17 protein-coding genes and 1 pseudogene are annotated in these 21,606 nt (G+C 39.7%); 16 read left to right on the plus strand and 2 right to left on the minus strand.

Annotated features, from left to right (window positions below):
* Window positions 1-13 precede the first annotated feature (13 nt).
* Window positions 14-1,000: an L-lactate dehydrogenase gene (locus tag QM460_RS01170; RefSeq protein ID WP_070461050.1), complete on the minus strand. Its 987-nt coding sequence runs from the start codon at window positions 998-1,000 to the stop codon at window positions 14-16.
* 195 nt (window positions 1,001-1,195) lie between these two features.
* Between QM460_RS01170 and gyrA the strand changes: the two genes are divergently transcribed.
* The 15 genes from gyrA to QM460_RS01245 all read left to right on the plus strand — a co-directional run bounded on the left by gyrA (window position 1,196) and on the right by QM460_RS01245 (window position 17,961).
* Window positions 1,196-3,664, plus strand: a complete 2,469-nt coding sequence (gene gyrA, locus QM460_RS01175; RefSeq protein ID WP_223141089.1) for a DNA gyrase subunit A — start codon at window positions 1,196-1,198, stop codon at window positions 3,662-3,664.
* Window positions 3,664-4,413 (plus strand): class A sortase, encoded by a 750-nt coding sequence (locus QM460_RS01180; protein ID WP_414273975.1) that lies wholly within the window; start codon window positions 3,664-3,666, stop codon window positions 4,411-4,413. Before gyrA ends, QM460_RS01180 begins: the two co-directional genes overlap by 1 nt.
* Before the next feature lie 288 nt (window positions 4,414-4,701).
* The gene (locus QM460_RS01185; protein ID WP_000542499.1) at window positions 4,702-5,778 is read left to right on the plus strand and encodes an aspartate-semialdehyde dehydrogenase; all 1,077 of its coding nucleotides are present in this window, start codon (window positions 4,702-4,704) and stop codon (window positions 5,776-5,778) included.
* Between the two features lie 50 nt (window positions 5,779-5,828).
* Complete coding sequence (dapA, locus tag QM460_RS01190) at window positions 5,829-6,764, plus strand: 4-hydroxy-tetrahydrodipicolinate synthase (protein ID WP_414288900.1); 936 nt, start codon at window positions 5,829-5,831, stop codon at window positions 6,762-6,764.
* Between the two features lie 109 nt (window positions 6,765-6,873).
* Window positions 6,874-7,731: a DNA-processing protein DprA gene (gene dprA, locus QM460_RS01195; RefSeq protein ID WP_414288945.1), complete on the plus strand. Its 858-nt coding sequence runs from the start codon at window positions 6,874-6,876 to the stop codon at window positions 7,729-7,731.
* A 118-nt stretch (window positions 7,732-7,849) separates the two neighbouring features.
* Window positions 7,850-9,937, plus strand: a complete 2,088-nt coding sequence (gene topA, locus QM460_RS01200) for a type I DNA topoisomerase (protein ID WP_414288902.1) — start codon at window positions 7,850-7,852, stop codon at window positions 9,935-9,937.
* A gap of 257 nt (window positions 9,938-10,194) precedes the next feature.
* Window positions 10,195-10,554 carry a YbaN family protein gene (locus QM460_RS01205; protein ID WP_045763427.1) on the plus strand — a complete coding sequence of 120 codons (360 nt, stop codon included), beginning with the start codon at window positions 10,195-10,197 and terminating at the stop codon, window positions 10,552-10,554.
* Window positions 10,555-10,647: 93 nt separating this feature from the next.
* On the plus strand, window positions 10,648-11,280 hold the full coding sequence (locus tag QM460_RS01210) for a copper homeostasis protein CutC (protein ID WP_414288903.1): 633 nt from the start codon (window positions 10,648-10,650) through the stop codon (window positions 11,278-11,280).
* A 43-nt stretch (window positions 11,281-11,323) separates the two neighbouring features.
* Window positions 11,324-11,980, plus strand: coding sequence for an MmcQ/YjbR family DNA-binding protein (locus tag QM460_RS01215; RefSeq protein ID WP_414288904.1), 657 nt, complete (start codon window positions 11,324-11,326; stop codon window positions 11,978-11,980).
* A gap of 309 nt (window positions 11,981-12,289) precedes the next feature.
* On the plus strand, window positions 12,290-13,852 hold the full coding sequence (locus tag QM460_RS01220) for a 2-isopropylmalate synthase (RefSeq protein ID WP_414288905.1): 1,563 nt from the start codon (window positions 12,290-12,292) through the stop codon (window positions 13,850-13,852).
* An 11-nt stretch (window positions 13,853-13,863) separates the two neighbouring features.
* Window positions 13,864-14,901, plus strand: a complete 1,038-nt coding sequence (gene leuB / locus QM460_RS01225; RefSeq protein ID WP_414288906.1) for a 3-isopropylmalate dehydrogenase — start codon at window positions 13,864-13,866, stop codon at window positions 14,899-14,901.
* Entirely contained in the window at window positions 14,898-15,167 is a 270-nt protein-coding gene (locus QM460_RS01230) for a DUF1294 domain-containing protein (RefSeq protein WP_101784767.1), read from the plus strand. Before leuB ends, QM460_RS01230 begins: the two co-directional genes overlap by 4 nt.
* A 3-nt stretch (window positions 15,168-15,170) precedes the next feature.
* Window positions 15,171-16,553, plus strand: coding sequence for a 3-isopropylmalate dehydratase large subunit (leuC, locus tag QM460_RS01235; RefSeq protein ID WP_414288907.1), 1,383 nt, complete (start codon window positions 15,171-15,173; stop codon window positions 16,551-16,553).
* 9 nt (window positions 16,554-16,562) lie between these two features.
* Entirely contained in the window at window positions 16,563-17,156 is a 594-nt protein-coding gene (gene leuD, locus QM460_RS01240; RefSeq protein ID WP_414288908.1) for a 3-isopropylmalate dehydratase small subunit, read from the plus strand.
* Window positions 17,157-17,181: 25 nt separating this feature from the next.
* On the plus strand, window positions 17,182-17,961 hold the full coding sequence (locus QM460_RS01245) for an L-threonylcarbamoyladenylate synthase (RefSeq protein ID WP_414288910.1): 780 nt from the start codon (window positions 17,182-17,184) through the stop codon (window positions 17,959-17,961).
* 868 nt (window positions 17,962-18,829) lie between these two features.
* Here the strand turns inward: QM460_RS01245 and QM460_RS01250 are convergent.
* Window positions 18,830-20,533, minus strand: a complete 1,704-nt coding sequence (locus QM460_RS01250; protein ID WP_414288912.1) for a thiol-activated cytolysin family protein — start codon at window positions 20,531-20,533, stop codon at window positions 18,830-18,832.
* Between the two features lie 193 nt (window positions 20,534-20,726).
* Between QM460_RS01250 and QM460_RS01255 the strand changes: the two are divergent.
* Window positions 20,727-21,509: pseudogene (locus tag QM460_RS01255) on the plus strand (5-methylcytosine restriction system specificity protein McrC); the annotation flags it as partial.
* Window positions 21,510-21,606 lie beyond the last annotated feature (97 nt).

Below are 21,606 nucleotides of genomic sequence, written 5' to 3' on the forward strand. Positions count from 1 at the left end.
TTTCTAACTTAAATTAGTTTTTAGAAGCTTCTTGGAATTCAGGGTTTTTCCAAGCTTCATCAATGATAGCTTTCAATTCTTTAGCAGAAGCTTGCATTTTTTGAAGTTCAGCATCGTTCAATGGGATGTTCACTGGACGTACAATACCGTGTGCTCCAACAACAGCTGGTTGACCAATGAAGACGTCATTGATTCCGTATTGGCCTTCTTGGAATACAGAAAGTGGAAGTACTGCATTTTCATCATCAAGGATTGCTTTAGTGATACGAGCAAGGGCAACGGCGATACCATAGTATGTAGCACCTTTTTTGTTGATGATTGTGTAAGCAGCGTCACGAACACCTTCGAACAATTCGATCAATTCAGTTTCTTGAACATTTTGAGTGTCCTTAAGGAATTCTTCAAGGTTAACACCAGCAATGTTAGCGTGTGACCAAACGGCAAATTCTGAGTCACCGTGTTCACCCATGATGTAGGCGTGAACTGAACGAGCGTCTACATCCAATTTTTCAGCAAGGGCTTGACGGAAACGAGCTGAGTCAAGTGAAGTACCTGAACCGATAACGCGTTCTTTAGGGAATCCTGAGAATTTCCATGTAGAGTATGTCAAAACGTCAACTGGGTTAGCAGCTACAAGGAAGATACCGTTAAATCCTGATTCAACAACTTGTGTTACGATAGATTTGTTGATTGCAAGGTTTTTACCAACAAGGTCAAGACGAGTTTCACCTGGTTTTTGAGGGGCACCTGCAGTAATTACAACAAGGTCAGCATCCGCACAGTCAGCGTACTCAGCTGCATAAATCTTCTTAGGTGAAGTGAAAGCAAGGGCGTGGCTAAGGTCAAGCGCATCACCAACAGCTTTTTCGTGCAATTGAGGAATTTCAATGATACCAAGTTCTTGGGCAATTCCTTGGTTAACAAGAGCGAAAGCGTAAGATGAACCTACGGCACCGTCACCAACGAGGATAACTTTTTTGTGTTGTTTAGTTGCTGTCATTAGTCTAAACATCTCCTTTGTTTTTTTAAGGGTAATACCCTGTTTAGTTTCATTCTATCACTTTTAAATAGCTTTGTCACGAATATAACATCCACTTAGCCATGTAAACGTTTTAGTCATACTGTAACACTGAAATAAGAGACAAACTATGGTATAATATATCTAGTTACTAATAGTGAAATGAGGCATTTGTTAATGCAAGATAAAAATTTAGTGAATGTCAATCTGACAAAGGAGATGAAGACCAGCTTTATCGACTACGCCATGAGTGTTATCGTATCGCGGGCCCTTCCTGATGTTCGAGATGGTTTGAAACCAGTTCATCGTCGTATTCTATACGGTATGAACGAATTGGGTGTGACACCAGATAAACCTCATAAGAAATCTGCTCGTATTACAGGGGATGTCATGGGTAAATACCACCCACACGGTGACTCATCTATCTACGAAGCTATGGTTCGTATGGCGCAATGGTGGAGTTATCGATACATGCTTGTAGATGGGCATGGGAACTTTGGTTCTATGGATGGTGATGGTGCCGCAGCTCAGCGTTATACTGAAGCACGTATGAGTAAGATTGCTCTTGAGATGCTTCGCGACATCAATAAAAATACCGTTGATTTTGTAGATAACTATGATGCCAATGAACGTGAACCCCTGGTTCTCCCAGCTCGTTTCCCAAACCTTTTGGTCAATGGTGCTACAGGGATTGCTGTTGGTATGGCAACCAATATTCCGCCTCATAACTTGGGAGAAACCATTGATGCAGTGAAGTTGGTCATGGATAATCCAGAAGTTACAACCAAGGAATTAATGGAAGTTCTTCCTGGTCCAGATTTCCCAACTGGTGCCCTTGTTATGGGGAAATCAGGTATTCATAAGGCCTACGAAACTGGTAAAGGCTCTATTGTTCTTCGTTCCCGTACTGAAATCGAGGAAACAAAAACTGGCCGCGAACGTATCGTTGTAACAGAATTTCCATATATGGTCAACAAGACCAAAGTCCATGAACATATTGTGCGTTTGGTTCAGGAAAAACGTATCGAAGGTATTACAGCTGTTCGTGACGAATCAAACCGTGAGGGAGTTCGCTTCGTAATTGAGGTGAAGCGTGATGCATCTGCTAATGTTATTTTGAACAACTTGTTCAAGATGACTCAAATGCAAACTAGCTTTGGATTTAACATGCTGGCTATCCAGAATGGTGTACCAAAGATTCTTTCTCTTCGTCAAATCTTGGATGCCTATATTGAGCACCAAAAAGAAGTGGTGACTCGTCGTACTCAATTTGACAAAGAGAAAGCTGAAGCGCGTGCACACATCTTAGAAGGTTTGTTGATTGCTCTGGACCACATCGACGAAGTCATTCGTATCATCCGTGCCAGTGAAACGGATGCAGAAGCCCAAGCTGAATTGATGAGCAAGTTCAAGTTATCTGAACGTCAAAGTCAAGCAATTCTCGATATGCGTCTTCGTCGTTTGACTGGTTTGGAACGTGACAAGATTCAGTCAGAATATGACGAGCTTATTGCTTTGATTGCTGACTTGGCAGACATTCTTGCAAAACCAGAACGCGTAGCGCAAATCATCAAGGAAGAATTGGATGAGGTCAAACGTAAGTTTGGCGATCCACGTCGTACTGAGTTGATGGTTGGTGAAGTCTTGACTCTTGAAGATGAAGACTTGATTGAAGAGTCTGATGTCCTCATCACTCTATCAAATAAAGGTTATATCAAACGTTTGGACCAAGACGAATTTACAGCTCAAAAACGTGGTGGACGTGGCGTTCAAGGAACTGGAGTTAAGGACGATGACTTTGTGCGTGAGTTGGTTTCTACCAGCACCCATGATCATTTACTATTCTTTACTAATAAAGGACGTGTTTATCGTCTTAAGGGATATGAAATTCCAGAATACGGTCGTACAGCCAAAGGTTTGCCAGTTGTCAATCTTTTGAAACTGGATGAAGGTGAAAGCATTCAAACCATTATCAATGTTGAATCAGAACGTAGTGATGATGCTTACCTCTTCTTTACAACTCGAGCAGGTATTGTCAAAAGAACCAGTGTCAAAGAATTTGCCAACATTCGTCAAAATGGTCTCAAAGCCTTAAATCTGAAAGATGAGGATGAGTTGATTAATGTCTTACTAACTGAAAAAGACACAGATATCATCATCGGAACCAGATTAGGTTATGCAGTTCGTTTCAATCAGTCTTCAGTTCGTAGTATGAGTCGTATCGCCACTGGTGTTAAAGGGGTAAATCTTCGTGAAGGTGATGCTGTAGTGGGAGCGAGAGTGATTACTGATCAAGATGAAGTCCTTATCATTACTGAAAAAGGATATGGTAAGCGCACAGTTGCGACTGAATATCCAACAAAAGGGCGTGCCGGTAAGGGAATGAAAACAGCCAATGTTACTGAAAAAAATGGTCCTCTGGCTGGTCTCTTAACAGTAAAAGGGGACGAAGATCTGATGATTATCACTGACACAGGTGTCATGATTCGAACCAATGTTGCCAATATTTCACAAACGGGACGTTCAACTATGGGAGTAAAAGTGATGCGTCTAGATCAAGATGCTAAGATTGTGACTTTTACAAGTGTTGCAGCAGCAGAAAAAGAAGAAGTTGGGGCAGAACAGGAAACAGAAAGTGAAGCATAATGTCTCAAAAAAAGAATCAAAGTAAAAAAAATAAACGTAAAAATCTACTGATTAACATACTGGCAGGATTCCTAATCTTGCTATCTATCGCTTTAATCTTCAATGCTAATATTCGTGATATGTTCATGATTTGGAACACTAATAAGTATCAGGTCAGTCAAGTGACCAAGGAAGAGATTGAAGAGAACAAAGAAACAGAAGGAAATTTCGATTTTGACTCTGTAAAATCACTTTCCTCGGAGGCAGTCCTATCAGCTCAGTGGAATTCCCAGCAACTTCCGGTAATCGGAGGGATTGCCATTCCGGAGCTTGAAATGAATCTACCAATATTTAAGGGACTCGATAATGTTAACCTCTTTTATGGTGCTGGGACAATGAAAGCCAATCAGGTAATGGGGGAAGGAAATTATTCTCTAGCAAGTCACCGAATATTTGCAGGTGAAAATGCTGATAAGAAATTATTCTCTCCTCTTGCTCGTGCTGAAAAAGGGATGAAAATTTATCTCACTGATAAAGAAAAAGTCTATACATACGAGATTGAAGAGGTTAAAATTGTAACTCCTGATCGCGTAGATGTAATTGACGAACGTGATGGGATTAAAGAGATTACCTTGGTAACCTGTGAAGATGCTAATGCAGTTGAGAGAATTATCGTTAAAGGGAATTTGACAGAGGTAAAATCTTATGCAGAAACTCCATCAGATATCTTAGAAGCCTTTAATAAACCCTATAAACAATTTTATGAATAGTAGAAGAGGTTGGGACAAAAGAGCCCGACCTCATTTTTTATTAGCAATCAAACTTTGACGCGGTAGCTGATTGGACTTTTTGTTCGTCTTTTAGACTCCAAAAAGCTCCTAATCATCCTCGCGGGGCTGGGACTACGAAATCGAGACTTTGTCTATCGATTTCTGTCCCACCGCCTTTTTCTTGTCAATTTCAGAAAATAGATAGGAAAAAGACTTTTCAATTTTGGTAAAAAGTAGTATAATGTTTCTATTATAGAAATTTTTAGAAAATTCCGAAAGAGGTTTGTTATGGGATACACAGTTGCTGTTGTCGGCGCTACAGGTGCCGTTGGTGCTCAAATGATCAAAATGTTGGAAGAATCAACTCTTCCGATCGATAAGATTCGTTACCTTGCGTCTGCACGTTCTGCAGGTAAGGTCTTGCAATTCAAAGGTCAAGATGTGACCATCGAAGAAACAACAGAAGACGCTTTTGAAGGGGTTGATATTGCTCTCTTCTCAGCTGGTGGATCAACTTCTGCAAAATATGCACCTTATGCTGTTAAAGCAGGCGCAGTTGTCGTAGATAACACTTCTTACTTCCGTCAAAATCCAGATGTACCATTGGTTGTTCCTGAAGTGAATGCCCACGCCCTAGATGCTCACAACGGAATCATCTCTTGTCCTAACTGTTCAACAATTCAAATGATGGTGGCTCTTGAGCCCGTTCGTCAAAAATGGGGCTTGGACCGTATCATCGTATCAACTTATCAAGCAGTTTCAGGTGCTGGTATGGGAGCAATTCTTGAAACTCAACGTGAGTTGCGTGAAGTCTTGAATGATGGCGTAAATCCACGTGATTTGCATGCGGAAATCCTGCCTTCAGGTGGCGATAAGAAACACTATCCAATCGCCTTCAACGCTCTTCCGCAAATTGACGTCTTCACTGACAATGACTACACTTACGAAGAGATGAAGATGACCAATGAAACTAAGAAAATCATGGAAGACGATAGCATTGCAGTATCAGCAACATGTGTACGTATTCCAGTTTTGTCAGCTCACTCTGAGTCAGTCTATATTGAAACAAAAGAAGTAGCACCAATCGAAGAAGTGAAAGCTGCTATTGCTGCCTTCCCAGGTGCAGTTCTTGAAGATGATGTTGCTCACCAAATCTATCCTCAAGCAGTAAATGCTGTTGGTTCACGTGATACTTTCGTTGGACGTATCCGTAAAGATTTGGATGCAGAAAAAGGTATTCATATGTGGGTGGTTTCTGATAACCTTCTTAAAGGTGCCGCTTGGAACTCAGTCCAAATCGCAGAAACACTTCACGAACGTGGATTGGTTCGCCCAACAGCTGAATTAAAATTTGAATTGAAATAATGTGTAGGAGTTCTTTTGAACTCCTTCTTTAAAATAGAAAGGTGTTTTGTATGTCTTATCAAGATTTAAAAGATTGTAAAATTATCACAGCCTTTATTACTCCTTTTCATGAAGATGGCTCTATCAATTTCGATGCCATTCCAAAGTTGATTGAACATTTATTGGCTCATCATACAGATGGAATTCTCCTAGCAGGGACAACTGCTGAGAGTCCGACTCTAACTCACGATGAGGAGTTGCAGTTGTTTGCGGCTGTTCAAAAGGTTGTCAATGGCCGTGTTCCTTTAATTGCCGGTGTTGGTACCAATGACACACGTGACTCTATCGAATTCGTCAAAGAAGTAGCAGAGTTTGGTGGTTTTGCAGCTGGTCTTGGGATTGTTCCTTACTATAACAAACCATCCCAAGAAGGTATGTATCAGCACTTTAAAGCAATTGCAGATGCCTCTGATTTGCCAATTATTATTTATAACATTCCAGGTCGTGTAGTTGTAGAAATGACTCCAGATACCTTACTTCGTTTGGCGGAACATCCAAATATTATCGGTGTCAAAGAATGTACCAGTCTTGCCAATATGGCTTACTTGATTGAGCATAAACCAGAAGAATTTTTGGTTTATACTGGTGAAGATGGAGATGCCTTCCATGCTATGAACCTTGGTGCAGACGGAGTTATCTCTGTTGCTTCCCATACAAATGGAGATGAGATGCATGAAATGTTTACTGCAATCGAAGAAAGTGATATGAAGAAAGCGGCAGCTATTCAACGTAAATTTATTCCTAAAGTCAATGCTCTCTTCTCTTACCCAAGTCCGGCGCCTGTTAAGGCGGTACTCAACTATATGGGATTCGAAGCAGGACCAACTCGTCTACCTTTGGTTTCTACGCCTGAAGAGGATGCTAAACGCATTATCAAGGTTGTTATTGATGGGGATTACGAAGCAACTAAGGCAACTGTCACTGGAGTCCTTCGTCCTGATTACTAACATAACAAATAAAAATAGAAACTTCCTAAACAAGTAAAATTGTTGGGAAGTTTTTTTCTTTTTCTCCGAATAAATAGATAGAGAGAAAAACAAGGAGTCTATCATGAAGATTAAGATTGATAATTTTGAGATTTATAAGTTGAAACAAGCAGGTTTAAGTAATCAACAGGTTTTAAAGGTACTTCAATATGGAGAAATCTATGATCAAGAATTAACCCTAGAAACGATAGCAGAAGCATCTGAGTGTAGAAATCCAGTGGTTTTTATGGAACGTTACCATAAACTCACCTTTGAAAGTATGGAGCGATTAAGAAGTGACTTTGAAAAATTTCCCTCTTTTTCCATCCTAGACGATATCTATCCCTTTGCTCTCAGTGAAATCTATGATGCTCCAGTATTGTTATTTTATAAGGGCGATTTAAATCTCTTAAAGTTACCTAAGATTGCAGTTGTAGGCAGTCGCTCTTGTAGTCAAACAGGGACAAAATCAGTCCGTAAGGTTATTGAAGAACTGGAGAATGAGCTGGTAATTGTGAGTGGGCTTGCTAGAGGGATTGATACTGCAGCGCATATGTCAATTCTTCAAGGTGGTGGAAAAACCATTGCAGTCATTGGAACTGGCTTGGATGTCTACTATCCACGTTCTAATAAACGACTGCAGGACTACATCGGTGAATATCATTTGATACTGAGTGAATATGGACCGGGTGAAGAACCTTTGAAATATCACTTTCCAGCAAGAAATCGGATTATTGCTGGCCTATGTATGGGTGTCATCGTTGCTGAGGCAAAGATGAGATCTGGTAGTTTGATTACTTGTGAGCGAGCTATGGAAGAAGGAAGAGATGTCTTTGCTATTCCAGGTAGCATTTTAGATGGTCGTTCAGATGGTTGTCATCACTTGGTTCAAGAAGGTGCAAAACTTGTTTCAAGTGGTCAGGATGTGCTAGCAGAATTTGAATTTTAAGAACTAGTAAGGCTTTATTGTTTAAAATTTTCTTCTATATATAGGAGTTAAGTCTTGACAGGTTTTTAAAAATGGTTTACACTTTATAAAGTTTATTACTTTGAAAAGGTGTGATACTGTGGCTACGGCAACAAAGAAGAAAAAATCAACAGTTAAAAAAAATCTAGTAATCGTGGAGTCGCCTGCAAAGGCTAAAACGATTGAAAAATACCTGGGTAGAAATTATAAGGTTTTAGCCAGTGTTGGTCATATTCGTGATTTGAAAAAATCCAGTATGTCAGTCGATGTAGAAAATAATTATGAACCCCAATATATCAATATTCGTGGGAAAGGTCCTCTGATCAATGACTTGAAAAAAGAAGCTAAAAAAGCCAATAAAGTCTTTCTCGCAAGTGACCCGGACCGCGAAGGAGAAGCAATTTCTTGGCATTTAGCTCATATTCTTAATCTAGATGAAAATGATGCTAACCGTGTTGTTTTCAACGAGATTACTAAAGATGCGGTAAAAAATGCCTTTAAAGAACCTCGTAAGATTGATATGAATTTGGTGGATGCCCAACAAGCCCGTCGTGTTTTGGACCGCTTGGTAGGTTATTCTATTTCACCAATTTTATGGAAAAAGGTCAAGAAGGGCTTGTCAGCTGGCCGTGTTCAGTCTGTTGCGCTTAAGTTAATCATTGACCGTGAAAATGAAATCAATGCATTTCAACCAGAAGAATATTGGACTATTGATGGAGTCTTCAAAAAGGGGACTAAGCAATTCCAAGCATCCTTCTATGGAATGAATGGCAAGAAGATGAAATTGACAAGCAATGAAGAGGTCAAAGAAGTCTTGTCTCATCTATCCAGCAAAGACTTTACAGTTGATCAGGTAGATAAAAAAGAACGCAAGCGTAACGCTCCACTCCCTTATACTACCTCAACTATGCAGATGGATGCAGCTAATAAAATCAATTTCCGTACTCGAAAGACTATGATGGTTGCCCAGCAACTCTATGAAGGGATTAATATTGGTACGGGCGTCCAAGGTTTGATCACCTATATGCGTACAGACTCGACTCGTATCAGTCCAGTTGCTCAAAATGAAGCTGCAAACTACATTAACGAACGTTTTGGCAGTAAGTATTCTAAGCATGGCAGCAAGGTAAAGAATGCGACTGGTGCTCAGGATGCCCATGAGGCTATTCGCCCATCAAGTGTCTTTAATACACCTGAAAAGATCGCTAAATACTTAGACAAAGACCAACTTAAGCTTTATACACTTATCTGGAATCGCTTTGTAGCGAGTCAGATGACGGGTGCTATCTTTGATACCATGGCTGTGAAGCTCTCTCAAAATGGAGTTCAATTTGCAGCGAATGGTAGTCAGGTCAAATTTGATGGTTACTTGGCCATTTACAATGATTCAGATAAGAATAAGATGTTGCCGGATATGGTAGTTGGTGATGTCGTCAAGCAGGTCAATAGTAAACCTGAGCAGCACTTCACTCAACCACCAGCCCGATATTCGGAAGCAACACTGATTAAGACCTTGGAAGAAAATGGTGTCGGACGTCCATCAACTTATGCACCTACCATTGAAACTATTCAAAAGCGCTATTATGTGCGTTTGGTAGCCAAGCGTTTTGAACCGACAGAGTTGGGAGAAATTGTTAACAAGCTCATCGTTGAATATTTCCCTGATATCGTCAATGTAACCTTTACAGCTGAAATGGAAGGTAAACTGGATGATGTCGAAGTTGGAAAAGAGCAGTGGCAACGAGTCATTGATGAATTTTACAAACCCTTCTCTAAAGAGGTTGCCAAAGCCGAAGAGGAAATGGAAAAAATCCAAATCAAGGATGAGCCAGCAGGATTTGATTGTGAAGAGTGTGGCAGTCCGATGGTCATTAAACTTGGTCGTTTTGGTAAGTTTTATGCTTGTAGCAATTTCCCAGATTGCCGTCATACACAAGCAATCGTGAAAGAAATTGGTGTGGAGTGTCCAAGCTGTCATCAAGGTCAAATTATTGAACGAAAAACTAAGCGTAATCGTATCTTCTATGGTTGCAATCGCTATCCAGAATGTGAATTTACTTCTTGGGACAAGCCTGTTGGCCGAGATTGTCCAAAATGTGGAAACTTCCTCATGGAGAAAAAAGTCCGTGGTGGCGGTAAGCAGATCGTTTGTAGCAATGGTGATTACGAAGAAGAAAAAATCAAATAAAAAAATGAGTCCTGAAAGTAAATTTCAGGCTCTTTTTAGTAAAGGCTTGACAAAATTCATCATTGTATGCGAAACTAGAAGAAGATTATTTTATACTCAATGAAAATCAAAGAGCAAACTAGGAAGCTAGCCGCAGGCTGCTCAAAGCACTGCTTTGAGGTTGTAGATAGAACTGACGAAGTCAGTAATATATATACGGTAAGGTGACGCTGACGTGGTTTGAAGAGATTTTCGAAGAGTATTAACTAGGAGAAGTTATGCGTATTATCTATCTGATTATTGGATTTCTGTCATTAGCTCTGGCTATTGTTGGAGTTGTCTTGCCCTTGTTGCCTACGACACCTTTTCTTCTGTTATCTATTGCTTGTTTTTCCAGAAGTTCCAAGCGTTTTGAAGATTGGCTTTATCATACCAAACTTTATCAGACTTACGTAGCGGACTTTCGTGAGACCAAGTCTATTGCGCGTGAACGTAAGAAAAAAATTATTGTATCAATTTATATCTTGATGGGAATTTCCATTTATTTTGCGCCTCTTTTACCAGTTAAAATCGGTTTGGGATGTTTAACCATCTTTATTACCTACTATCTTTTTAAGGTGATTCCTGATAAAGAATAGCTTTAATAAGTAACGATTTCCCTTGATAAAAATAAAAATATATTCAAAATAATATGATATAATAAATTTAAACTAATCTTCAAGGAGAATCAAATGATTTACGAATTTTGTGCTGAAAATATAACTTTGCTTGAAAAAGCTATGCAGGCAGGAGCTCGCCGCATCGAGCTCTGTGATAATCTAGCAGTTGGTGGAACAACTCCAAGCTACGGAGTGACAAAGGCAGCTGTGGAACTGGCGGCCGACTACGATACGACCATCATGACCATGATTCGTCCACGTGGTGGTGATTTTGTCTACAATGATTTAGAAGTTGCTATCATGCTTGAGGATATTGCTCTAACTGCTCAAGCAGGAAGCCAAGGCGTTGTCTTTGGTGCATTGACTGCTGATAAGAAGTTGGACAAGGCCAATCTTGAAAAATTGATTGCTGCATCTAAAGGTATGGAAATTGTTTTCCATATGGCATTTGATGAATTGAGCGAACAGGATCAGTTAGAAGCCATTGATTGGCTCAGCCAAGCTGGAGTGACACGCATTCTGACTCGTGCTGGTGTATCTGGCGATTCTCTAGAGAAACGTTTTGCGAACTATCACAGAATTCTGGAACACGCTGCAGAAAAAATTGAAATTTTACCTGGTGGAGGGATTGACATGGACAACCGTCAAACCTTTATCGACCAACTGGGTGTAACACAATTACATGGAACTAAGGTTGTCTTTTAAAAAATAGAAAGGAACTGCTAGCTTTTGGTAGCAGTTTTCGCTTATGTTTGAAATTTTTAAGGCCTACCAATTTAACAGTAAAAAGGCTAAAGAGTATGGATTTGTAGAAAATCAAGGCGTATGGACTCATAGTTCGACTATCTTGCAGGGAGACTTTCTCATGATGGTTACAGTTGAGGATGGAGTCTTAGGTTTTCAAGTTTATGACCAAGAAACTGGGGATCTTTATCCTCAAGTTCATATGGGAAGTATGAGAGGAACTTTTGTAGGAAAGGTTAGAGAGGCCTGCTTAGAAGTTCTTTATGAAATCCGAAAGTCTTGTTTTGATGTGCAGGATTTTATCTATCCTCAGACCAAGAGAATCATGAGTCGTGTTCAAGAAAAGTATGAAAATCAATTAGAATACTTATGGGAGAAATCTCCTGATACTGCGATTTTACGCCATGAAAATAATCAGAAGTGGTATGCGGTTCTTATGAAGATTTCTTGGGATAAGCTTGAAAAGGGCAGAGAAGGATTAGTGGAAGCAGTCAACCTCAAACACGACCAAGTAGCTGACTTGCTTTCACAAAACGGGATTTATCCAGCCTTTCATATGAATAAACGCTATTGGATTAGTCTTCCACTCGATGACACTCTAACTGACGAAAAGGTCCTTGAATTATTTGAGAGAAGTTGGTTTTTGACTTCTAAGAAATAAATATATTTGAGTTTTCAAATACTTTCAATTCGCAAAATATTCTTTATTGAAGAAATTTTCAGAAAATATTGGATTTTTTCTTGACATGTGTTTTTTCCTATGCTAAAATACTAAACAAGATATCAAACGAAGGAGAAAGTCAAACATGAAAACAGCTAAGTTTAATCAATTTGCTTTGTTGTTGAGGTACTCGGGCTAGTGCAGAAGCATTAGTCCTGTTTGGCTTACCAAGCGGGAGTAAATCAACATCTCGCTTGGAACTCCGAGCGAGATGTTTTTTTAAACCAAATTTAGAAAAGGGGAAATCTTATGAGAATAGTTGAATTTCTAGATACCAGTCTCCGAGATGGTGAGCAGACGCCGGGTGTCAATTTTTCAATTAAAGAAAAGGTTGCTATAGCTAGGCAACTGGAGAAATGGGGGATTTCAGCCATCGAAGCTGGTTTTCCAGCAGCTAGTCCAGATTCATTCACAGCTGTTCAAGAGATTGCTAAAGCCATGAAAACAACAGCAGTGACAGGCTTAGCTCGTTCTGTTAAATCTGATATTGATGCCTGTTATGAAGCTCTCAAGGATGCCAAGTATCCACAAATCCATGTCTTTATTGCAACGAGTCCTATTCATCGTGAATTTAAGTTGAATAAGAGTAAAGAGGAAATATTGGATGCTATTAAAGAGCATGTTTCCTATGCAAGGACTAAGTTTGAAGTAGTAGAATTCTCTCCTGAGGATGCAACTAGAACTGAGCTGGATTTCCTCTTACAAGTCGTTCAAACAGCGGTAGACGCAGGTGCGACTTATATCAATATTCCTGACACGGTTGGTTTTACCACACCAGAGGAATATGGGAATATCTTCAAGTATCTGATTGATAATGTTAAAACCGACCGTCAGATTATCTATTCACCTCACTGTCACGATGACCTTGGAATGGCAGTTGCCAATAGCCTTGCTGCTGTTAAGAATGGTGCAGGACGTGTTGAAGGGACTATCAACGGTATTGGGGAGCGAGCTGGAAATGCTGCTTTGGAAGAAATTGCAGTAGCCCTCAATATTCGCCAAGATTATTACCAAGCAGAGACAAGTATTGTACTAAACGAAACGATTAATACGTCTGAAATGGTTTCTCGTTTCTCAGGAATTCCAGTTCCTAAAAATAAGGCAGTTGTCGGTGGGAATGCCTTCTCTCATGAATCAGGCATTCACCAAGACGGTGTTCTTAAAAATCCTCTCACTTATGAAATCATTACACCTGAATTGGTTGGTGCCAAGAGTAATAGTCTTCCACTCGGTAAATTGTCTGGTCGCCATGCTTTTGTTGAGAAACTAAGAGATTTGGCTCTAGACTTTACAGACGAAGATATCAAGCCACTCTTTACTAAGTTCAAGGCCTTGGCAGATAAGAAGCAAGAAATCACAGATGCTGATATTCGAGCTCTAGTAGCTGGCACCATAGTTGAAAATCCAGAAGGCTTCCACTTTGATGACTTGCAACTTCAAACTCATGCGGAAAATGATATTGAAGCGACTGTGAGCTTGACTAATTTAGATGGTGAAAAGGTTGAATTTAATGCAACAGGACAAGGTTCGGTTGAGGCTATTTTTAACGCTATCGACAAATTCTTTAATCAATCTGTTCGCTTGGTATCCTACACCATTGATGCGGTAACAGACGGGATTGATGCTCAGGCACGTGTCCTAGTTACTGTTGAAAACAGAGATACAGAAACTATCTTTAACGCAGCTGGACTTGATTTCGATGTGTTGAAGGCTTCGGCTATTGCCTACATTAATGCCAATACCTTTGTTCAAAAAGAGAATGCTGGTGAGATGGGAACAACAGTTTCCTATCGCGATATGCCTAGTGTTTAAAGGAGAATACTATGACAAGAAAAATAGTTGCCCTAGCAGGTGATGGTATCGGACCTGAAATCATGGAAGCTGGTTTAGAAGTTTTGAAGGCTCTAGCTGAAAAAACAGGTTTTGACTATGAGATTGATAGACGACCTTTTGGTGGTGCAGGTATCGATGCTGCAGGGCATCCCTTACCTGATGAAACTCTCAAGGTATGTCGTGAAGCAGATGCCATTCTCCTAGCGGCTATCGGTAGTCCCCAGTATGATGGGGTAGCGATTCGGCCTGAACAAGGCTTGCTGGCTCTCCGTAAGGAACTCAATCTTTATGCTAATATTCGCCCTGTAAAAATCTTTGAGAGTCTCAAGCATTTGTCACCTCTCAAACCAGAACGAATTGCTGGTGTAGACTTTGTCGTGGTGCGTGAGTTGACAGGCGGGATTTACTTTGGGAATCATATCCTTGAAGAGCGCAAAGCGCGTGATATCAACGACTATAGCTATGAGGAAGTAGAACGTATTATTCGCAAGGCCTTTGAAATCGCAAGAAATCGCAGAAAAATCGTTACTAGTATCGATAAGCAAAATGTGTTGGCAACTTCAAAACTCTGGCGGAAAGTAGCTGAGAAGGTCGCACAGGATTTCCCAGATGTAACCTTGGAGCACCAGCTAGTCGACTCAGCTGCCATGCTCATGATTACCAATCCTGCTAAGTTTGATGTCATCGTGACAGAAAATCTTTTCGGAGATATTCTCTCTGATGAATCGAGCGTTCTATCTGGTACACTTGGAGTCATGCCATCAGCCAGTCACTCCGAAAATGGCCCAAGTCTCTATGAGCCCATTCACGGTTCAGCTCCTGATATTGCAGGTCAAGGAATTGCCAATCCTATTTCCATGATTTTATCAGTGGCCATGATGTTGAGAGACAGTTTTGGACGTTATGAGGATGCAGAGCGCATTGAACGTGCTGTTGAGGCAAGTTTGGCAGCTGGAATTTTAACGAGAGATATAGGAGGACAGGCTTCGACAAAGGAAATGACGGAAGCTATTATCGCAAGGTTATGAAGTTAGACGAAAAAATTACTCTAGTCCTTTTGATTTGGAATGTCATGGTTTTCTTGATTTATGGTATTGACAAATCCAAGGCAAGGAGAAGAGCTTGGCGTATCCCTGAGAAAATCTTACTTATTTTAGCCTTTACTTGTGGTGGTTTTGGTGCCTGGCTAGCAGGAATCATCTTTCACCACAAGACTCGAAAATGGTATTTTAAAACAGTTTGGTTTCTCGGGATGGTGTCCACACTAGTAGCCTTATATTTTATTTGGAGGTAATGGATGGCAGGAAAATCGATTTTTGATAAATTATGGGACCGTCATGTCATCACAGGAGAAGAGGGGCAGCCCCAACTCATGTATGTGGACCAGCACTATATTCATGAAGTGACAAGTCCTCAGGCTTTTCAAGGATTACGAGATGCAGGGCGCAGATTGAGACGACCAGACTTGACATTTGGAACCTTTGACCACAATGTCCCGACGGTCAATATCTATGATATTCGAGATGTCATTTCCAAGGCTCAAATTGATAAGCTGGCTGAAAATGTTGAGGAGTTTGGAATTGAACATGCGGCCCACGGTTCTGAAAAGCAGGGAATCGTTCACATGGTAGGTCCAGAAACAGGAAGAACTCAACCAGGAAAATTCATCGTCTGTGGAGACAGTCACACAGCAACCCACGGGGCTTTCGGAGCTATCGCCTTTGGGATTGGGACCAGTGAGGTCGAACATGTCTTTGCGACACAGACCCTCTGGCAGGTCAAACCCAAGAAAATGCTGGTGGAATTCACTGGTGTTCCTCAAAAAGGAGTTTATTCTAAGGATTACATTCTCGCCCTGATTGCCAAGTACGGAGTTGCCTGTGGAGTTGGCTATGTGGTGGAATATCGAGGGCAGGCTATTGATGCACTGAGCATGGAAGAGCGAATGACCATCTGCAATATGTCCATCGAGTTTGGATCCAAGATGGGAATCATGAATCCGGATCAAACCACCTATGATTATCTCAAGGGACGGGAATGTGTTCCAGAGGACTTTGAAGAGGCTGTGGCGGATTGGAAAACAATTGTCAGTGATGAGGATGCTGTTTATGATAAGATTATCCAGATGGATGTTTCAGACTTGGCTCCTATGGTGACCTGGGGAACCAACCCTGCTATGGGGGTTGACTTTGACAGTAGCTTCCCAGAAATTAAAGATATGAATGATGAGCAAGCTTACAACTACATGGACTTAGAGCCAGGTCAAAAGCCGGCTGATATTGAACTAGGCTATATCTTTATCGGTTCATGTACTAATGCTCGTCTCAGCGACTTGCAACTGGCTGCGCGATTTGTTAAAGGAAAGAAAATAGCCCCCAATCTAACTGCTATCGTGGTTCCAGGCTCTCGTCCTGTCAAACGAGCTGCGGAGAAATTGGGCTTGGATAAAGTTTTCTTAGATGCTGGCTTTGAGTGGAGAGACCCAGGTTGTTCCATGTGCCTAGGGATGAATCCTGACAAGGTACCTGATGGTGTTCACTGTGCCTCAACCAGCAATCGTAACTTTGAAGACAGACAGGGCTTTGGCGCTAAGACCCATCTTTGCAGTCCAGCCATGGCAGCAGCAGCAGCTATCGCAGGGCGTTTCGTAGATGTTCGGCAAATGCCAGAAGCCCAGTAAGGAGAGGATATGGAAAAATTCACAGTTTATACGGGAACGACTGTTCCTCTCATGAATGATAACATCGACACTGACCAAATCCTACCCAAGCAGTTTCTCAAGTTAATTGATAAAAAAGGCTTTGGTAAGTACCTTATGTATGCTTGGCGTTATCTAGATGACAAGTATACTGAGGATCCAGACTTTGTCTTTAATCGACCTGAATATCGCAAAGCCAGTATTCTCATTTCAGGGGATAACTTCGGCGCAGGGTCTTCGAGGGAACATGCAGCTTGGGCCTTAGCAGACTATGGTTTTAAGGTCGTGATTGCAGGATCTTTCGGTGACATTCATTACAATAATGAACTCAATAATGGCATGTTGCCTATTGTACAGCCTAGAGAGGTTAGAGAGAAACTAGCCCAGCTACAACCAAGTGACCAGGTAACTGTGGACTTGGAACAACAAAAAATCATCTCACCAGTTGGAGAATTCTCCTTTGAAATCGATAGCGAATGGAAACACAAGCTCTTAAATGGTTTGGATGATATCGGTATTACTTTGCAGTATGAAGACTTGATTGCTGCTTATGAAAAACAACGACCAGCCTACTGGCAGGATTAGAAAAAATAGAAAAGGAAATAGAACTATGACAAAACACATTCAATGGAAGGGAACACTTTCACAAGAAGGTTATGACATTTTAAAAGGTGAGGGCGGATGTATCGTTTGCCCTACAAAAGTTGGTTACATCATCATGACTAGCGATAAGGCAGGTCTTGAACGCAAGTTTGAAGCCAAGGAACGCAACCGTAACAAACCAGGTGTTGTTCTCTGCGGTAGCATGGACGAGCTTCGCGCTTTAGCACAACTCAACCCAGAAATTGAAGCCTTCTACCAAAAACATTGGGACGAAGACATTCTACTTGGTTGTATCCTTCCATGGAAACCAGAAGCTTTTGAAAAACTTAAAGCATATGGTGATGGCCGTGAAGAACTCATGACAGACGTGCGTGGTACAAGCTGTTTTGTTATCAAATTTGGGAAAGCTGGTGAACAACTAGCTGCCAAACTTTGGGAAGAAGGCAAGATGGTTTATGCCTCATCAGCAAACCCGTCTGGTAAAGGAAATCGTGGTAAGGTTGAAGGAATCGGAGAGCGTATCGAAGGAGCAGTGGACCTTGTTATTGAAGCAGACGACTATGTTGCATCTATCCAGCCAGATAAAACAGTTGAAACACGCTACGAACAAGGTGTGATGGTGTCTATGGTAGATAAAGACGGCAAACTCATTCCAGAACAAGGTGGAGCACGTTCAACTTCTCCGGCACCAGTTGTGATCCGTAAAGGTCTCGACATTGATAAAATCATGATGCATCTATCAGATACCTTTAACTCATGGGATTATCGTCAAGGTGAGTATTATTAGGATGTAGAAGAAGTGAGGTTTATACTCTTCGAAAATCTCTTCAAACCACGTCAGCGTCGCCTTACCGTAGATATATGTAACTGACTTCGTCAGTCTTATCTACAACCTCAAAGCAGTGCTTTGAGCAGCCTGCGGCTAGCTTCCTAGTTTGCTCTTTGATTTTCATTGAGTATTAGTCATTATTGTAATAAGAGTGTGACATCTTTAAATTACTGAATAAGTTAGTAAGAAAGACGTTTTAGTTTAAGTCTCAATTTTAGAGAATGACTTTGGTTAATCTGACTAAGGCGATAAAGTTTCTAAATTTATTTCTTTTATCAATCGTAACTAAAAATAACAGAGAACTTCTGAATCGATAAAAACAGATTTTTTAAAAGTATTCATACACAATTAAAATCAAAGTTCATTTTTTGTTGATAGGTGGCTTAAGAAATATCGTAATACAAGTATAAACTTTGAAATTTACCAGCCAATCAATGAACCATACTCTATTCAGGGAAAGCAAGTAATGAGTTTCTAACAATATAATAGACTGAATCTAGAACAGCACATTCTGACTGCTAAAAATATTTCTAGAAATTAGTTTAACTTTGCTAATTGATTTGTTCATACCCTATTTCAATCTACTATAACTTTAATATGTTTGTTTATACAGTAACATTTCTCCCCTTTTTGATTTTAAATGAGTATTAAATTGTGATAAGTTGAGTTAATTGGATTAAGAACCTCAAAAAAACAAAAAGGAAAGCATCTCATGAAAAGATGTTTTCCTTTTATTGTATAAGTTATCGAATAGAGTTATCCTAAATTCAGAAAGGTTCAAAATGATATTTGATGAATAATGATACTCTATATTTTAACTATTTTATTAGTTATTTTCAACTTGTTCACTATATTTTGGTCTTAGTGTGGTTCCTGAATTGATAATAGTGCGTTTTTGAACTAAAGGTAATTCTGTACGATTATAAACTGTTCTCCAAGGTTCCCAAGCAAGACCTGTTTTTTCTTGAATTTTTACGCGAAGATTGCGAACATTTCCTCTAAATTGTAGTTCAGTTTGGAAACCAGCAGTTCTATTTTTTCCATTATCTTCCCATTCACGAGAGCGGATGCTTTCAATTCCATTTTCGTCATATGTGACTTCGTCCCAGTAAACGTAGTAACGAGCGACATATCCACCCTTATGTTGCAAATTGAGATAGCCATTCTTGTAAGAGGTAATTTTAGTTTCAATATAATCAGTACTGTTTTGGATTGTTGCAACTTGATTATCTCTTAAAAAGGCAGTTTTATAAGAAATAGGGACTGCAGGATTTTGTGTACTAAAATTAGCTCCTTCTTGAATTAATTTCTTGAGATCTTCAGGTGTTCCAGTAACTACTCGAGCAGCGCCATCAGCGTTGCCGCCAACAATAACAGCTGTTACAGAAGTATTTTTCAAAACACGAGCCCATTCAGATTCAGGGTTAATAGGCACACCTTTAATGACAGCATTTATAGCTGCTTTAAGTTCTGTACTTGTACTTGTTGTTTCAAATTTAACATACATTTGACGGCCATAAGACATACTAGAAACATAAACAGGAGGTGTTTGTTCATCCAAGCCACGATCTTGTAAATCGTTGACTGTTACATTATCACCAAAGACATCTCCAGGATTTTTTGGTGCATCAAAGTTAGCGGTAAAGTAAATTTGTTTAAAGTCGACAACTTCAATTTGTTTTTCACCTTTTTGTGCAGCTTCAAAGTCAATTTTTAAATCAACCCCAATTTTTTCAAAGTTGCTACCAAATTTTGCTTTTAGTTGATTCATACTATATGCTGAAGTAGAATCGTATTGCATACGAGCAGGTGCAGGATTACTTGATGCATAATTTGCATTCCATCTATTTACCAGAGTGTTAATTCCTTCCTGCATACCACTGACTGTTGTGTTTGCATCAGTATAGCTATCTGCTCCAGCCATTCCTGGAAGGTCCACGCTGATTCTACCCTGTTTTCTATCAATACTAACAAGTTGAGGTTTATTTTCTAATAACCCTTGATCTGCTCGGAACAAAGCGCCTAAGAAGATGTCGCTATTACCGTTAATTGAAACATCAGCTGAATTATTAGAAATACTCTTTTTCACTTTTTCAATTACAACAAACTCATTCCCTTGTTGTTTTGAAGATGTATTTGAATAATTTTCGATTGCTTCACCTCTACGAGTTAAAATATCAATTTTATTGTAGTTTAATCCGAAAAGATATTTATTCAAGTCCTTATCTGCCTGATTAGTAGATCTCATGAGGTTTTCCATAACATCTGCTTTTGGCGCTTCAGTTACAGTAGTGGCGTCTTTTTCTTCAGGTTTTGAATTGAGGTTTGGAGTATTTTCTTGTTCGTTTACTGTAGGTTCTGTTTTTGAGTTAGAACTACTTGAAATTGGGGTTTCAGTAGCTTTTACAGTATTATTTTGAATAATCGAAGCTGTACTTAATAAAAAAGTTGCAATAACTACACCACAGACACCAATGCTACGTTTTCGGATAGAATAACGAAAACCTTTGTCAAGATTATTTTGAATCATATAAAGCTCCTAGTTTATTATTTCATTTTATCATCTCTTGAATGCGCTTTCTAGGGATAAAGATATTCTAGCAGAAATAAAAATCTTATGCAATCGTTTTCTGTAAAAATTAGACATATCTTTATATATGTTTAATTTCGAAGATTTTAGCTTTGAAGATTTTAGCTTTTTAGTGTAATTTTTCTTTACTTGAGAGTTCACTTATGATAATTCCCTCATGCAGCTGATTCGTCATACGATTGAGTACATGAAGAATCAGAGAAGCATAGGGGGAGGAGTTCTTGATAATTTATTAACAAGTCGTGAAAATGTCTCTGAAATTATTCGAGTAACCCCATCTTATAAACTAGCTGATCGAGCCAAGATTATCCGACTAAATCAAACCAAACCGCTTCGTCATGCCTACTTTCGGGAATACAGAAAGTTGCAAGAGCTGTGTCTGATGATATTAAACAGAGAAAAGCACGGTTTAGGATACCAAGAGCAAAAAATCCATGGTATTCTTTTTGATGTTGCCTGGCTTTGGGAAGAGTATGTAAATACCGTGTTGCCAAAAGATTTCATCCATCCAAGAAATAAGGATAAGACGGACGGTATTTCGGTATTTTCTGATAGTAAACGAAAAGTGTTCCCAGATTTTTATAACAGAGAACTAAGGACAGTTTTAGATGCTAAATATAAAAGACTAGAATTTACTGAAAAAGGAATTAACCGTGAGGACTTGTTCCAGCTGATTTCTTATTCTTATATTTTAAAAGCTAAGCAGGCTGGGCTTATTTTTCCAAGCAAGGAAATGGTAGTTGATAATGAGATAGGAAAGCTAGCAGGTTATGGAGCCCTGTTGAAGAAATGGTCTATCCAAATACCTGGACAAGTCGAAAGTTTTGAAGATTTTGTCAGGAGGATTGAGTCCTCTGAAAAAGTCTTTATCGAAAATCTAGGTAAGTGTTTGAAAGGTAAGACAAATACAGGGTGAATGTCTACTTATTATCTAAATCAAGAATTATAAACACGAACATTATTTGTTTTCGGTCATTACAATTGACAAAAAACGGACATTATTGTAAACTTGT

The organism is Streptococcus infantis (assembly GCF_047464415.1).
In the GTDB taxonomy this organism is placed as follows: domain Bacteria; phylum Bacillota; class Bacilli; order Lactobacillales; family Streptococcaceae; genus Streptococcus; species Streptococcus infantis_AE.